1 pseudogene is annotated in these 3,463 nt (G+C 61.8%); it reads right to left on the bottom strand.

The features are described from left to right. Window positions 1-3,463 (bottom strand): annotated as a pseudogene (locus tag KQH55_RS14575) (amino acid adenylation domain-containing protein); the annotation flags it as partial.

Raw genomic sequence — 3,463 nt, 5'->3', positions numbered from 1 at the left:
GCACCGTTAAGCACGCTTCGATCTCGCCTGGTTCAATCCGAAAGCCGCGGATCTTCACTTGCTCATCGTTGCGCCCCAAATACTCCAAATTGCCGTCCGGTAAATAACGCGTCAGATCTCCGGTCTTATACAGCCGCGCACCCTCTTCATCAGAGAACGGATCCGGCACAAAGCGCTCGGCGGTCAACTCTGGGCGGTTCAGATAGCCCCGTGCGACCCCGGCACCACCAATATAGATCTCGCCGACCGCGCCCAGTGGCACCGGCTGACCATAGCTATCGAGCAAATAAATGCGCGTGTTCGCAGTCGGCCGGCCAATCGAGACCGCACCGTTAAAGTCACGTGCACCACGCCATGCTGTGGCACAAACGGTTGTCTCCGTGGGGCCGTAGGCATTCAAGACCGTGCCTTGATCGGCCAAGTATCGAACCAACATTGCACTGGGTGCTTCACCTGCCAGAATCAGCGTCAAGGACGGACCAAGTCTGGGCAAATCTGCGCCATGTTGAAGCAGGGCAGGCGGTAAAGTCGCGTGCGTAATCGCATGGCTTGCCAAATAGTCCCACAGAGCCTGCCGATCCTGCCGGGCCGCCTCGGGGGGCAGATATAGCGCTGCACCGCTGCCAAGGGCCATAAAGATTTCGGATACACTCGCATCAAAGCTGAACGACGCAAACTGCACAATGCGGCTGGTTGGCTGTACACCAAAACAGGCGATCTGCGCCAGAGCAAGGTTTACCACGCCCCGATGCTCGACCATCACCCCTTTGGGCGTGCCGGTAGAGCCAGACGTATAAATCACATACGCCAGATGCCGGGCCGTCAGCGCGGCTACTGATGGATTCGTGTCCGGCAACGCCGGCAGGATGGTGGGATCGAGCGGCACATACGCGCCCCCAGCCTTCAAAATCGCCAGCAGCCCCACGACTAGCGCGGGACTGCGCTGCATGCAGATCGCCACGCGTGCATCGGGCTTGACGCCTAACTCGATCAACTGGTGCGCGAGACGATTGGCTTGTGCGTTCAGCTGCGCATAGCTCAACGTTTGGTCTTCAAACACCAGCGCCGTCGCCTCGGGCGTGCGCTCGACCTGCGCTTCGAATAGCTGATGCACGCACCAGTGCAACGGATACGCCTGCTGCGTCGCGTTCCATGTGTTAAGCAGCAACTCGCGCTCGGCCTCAGGCAGCACCTGCAACTGCTGCACTGCGTTGTCGGGCGTCGCCTCGAGCGCGTCGGCCAAGCTGTGCAGCGCCTGCTGCATATACGCGCACACCCGATCCGGGTCCAGTGACAGCACGCTCTGCGCGCTCAGTCCCAGCGCTTGACCGAAATCGTCGACCGACAGTGTTAGCGGATAATTGGTGCGCTCCTGAGCGCTCAACAGTTCAACGCCCGGTAGCCCGCTGCGCGCGCTTGAATCCATCGCATTGTGCCGGTAATTGAGCAGCGCACTAAAGAGCGGCGTGTCCGCCGGCACGCCGCTCTTTAGTGCGCTGTGCGAGCGCCAGCGACGCGTGCTCATGTTCCAACAGCGCCGCTAGGCGCGCGTGCGTCGCATGCACGCTATCCTGCACACTGCCATCCAAGTCCACGCGCAGCGGCAGCGTATTGATAAAGAGCCCCATCGCACGATCGGCGCCCTCACCCGCTTGCATGCGCCCGAATAGCACCGTGCCAAACACTACACGTTGTTGGCCACTCGCGCGGGCGAGCATCTGTGCCCACGCTAGATGACATAGGCTTGCTAAGCTCACGCTTAGGCGCCGCGCATGCGCGCGCAGTTGATCGTTCAACGCCGGCGGCAGCATCCGGCGTGACTCGCTCACTTCACTGCCGTCGTGCTGTACCTGTGCAAGCCCAAACGGCAGGGTCGGCTCTACATCCGCGAGCAGCTCGTTAAAAAAGTGTTCGTGTTCGGCTTGGCTCACGCCAAGCCTTGCTTGCGCGACCAGATGGCGGAACGGCTGCGCCGGCGGCAGCGTGTCGCCTCGCCCCTCGATGAATGCGCGCACCTCCGCGTACATCACTTCCATCGTCGAGTGATCAATGATCAGATGGTGCAGCCGCTGCATGAGCAGCCAGCGCCCCTCACTATCCTGGGCGATCGCACCGTGCAGCAGCGGCGCTTGCGTCAGCTCCAAGCGCGTGTGACGCGAATCAAAGCGCCGCGCCAATTGCTCGGCGATCGGCCCGTCAGCGGCGTCTAACGTCAGCTCGGTGACCGGCAGCCGTGCGTGGCGCCATACCACTTGCGCGGGCATGGACAGCCCTTCCCACACGAACGCGGTGTGCAAAATATCGTGACGATCGATCACCTGCTGCAGCGCATGCAGATACTGGTCAAGCCGCGCTCGCGTGTCAAAGGCCAGCTGCGCCATCAGCAGATACGGATCGCCTGCACTGGCCAGCAAATGGTGAAACAGCAGCCCGTCTTGCAACGGTGACAGCGCATAAATGTCCTGGATATTGGCTACGCCACCGGGCACCTGCTCGACAATCTGTTCAATGTCCGCTTGCGTCAGCTCAATGAGCGGCAGCATCGATGGCGTAATTGCAGTCGTGTCAGATGTGATCGCGTTGGGCGGCACCACCACGTCACGGCACTGACCCAACGTCTGCGCCAACGCACTGAGCGTCGGTGCCTCAAATAGCGCCCGCACCGACACACTCAAGCCCTGACGCCGTAGACGCTCAATGAGCTGCACCGCCAGCAGCGAGTGCCCGCCGAGCGCAAAGAAGCTGTCGTGCCGACCGACACGTTCGCAATAGCTCGGCCCAGATCGCCGCGAGCGTCGCCTCGAGCTCGCCTTGCGGCGCTTCATACGCTTGATGCGCCAGCGCGGCGTCATCCGGTGCCGGCAATGCACGCCGATCAAGCTTGCCGTTGGGCGTCAGCGGCCACGCATCGAGCCGCACAAACGCACTGGGCACCATATACTCGGGCAGCCTCGCCGCCATCTGTGCGCGCAGTGTGCTCGCCAATTGCTCATCCGCTTCGGCTTGCACATACGCCACGAGCCGCTTATCCGAGCCTTCACCGGTTGCCAGCACCACCGCATCACGCACCTGCGGGTGTTGTATGAGGCACGCCGCAATCTCGCCCGGTTCAATCCGAAAGCCGCGGATCTTCACTTGCTCATCGTTGCGCCCCAAATACTCCAGATTGCCGTCCGGTAAATAACGCGCCACATCCCCAGTCTTATACAGCCGCGCACCCGCTTCATCGGAGAACGGATCCGGCACAAAGCGCTCGGCGGTCAACGCCGGGCGGTTCAGATAACCGCGTGCCACCCCAGCACCACCAATATACAACTCACCGATCGCGCCCAGCGGCACCGGCTGGCCGTGCGCGTCGAGCAGATAAACGCACGTATTCGCAATCGGCCGGCCAATCGGGATGCTGGCGTTTGTTTCCGGCACGGACGTGATCTTGTAAGTCGTCGCAAACGTGGTGCTCTCG

This window comes from Mycetohabitans sp. B3, from assembly GCF_021498065.1.
GTDB lineage: Bacteria > Pseudomonadota > Gammaproteobacteria > Burkholderiales > Burkholderiaceae > Mycetohabitans.
Note: the sequence above shows the minus strand (reverse complement) of the source record. Positions and strands in the feature narration are given on the sequence as shown.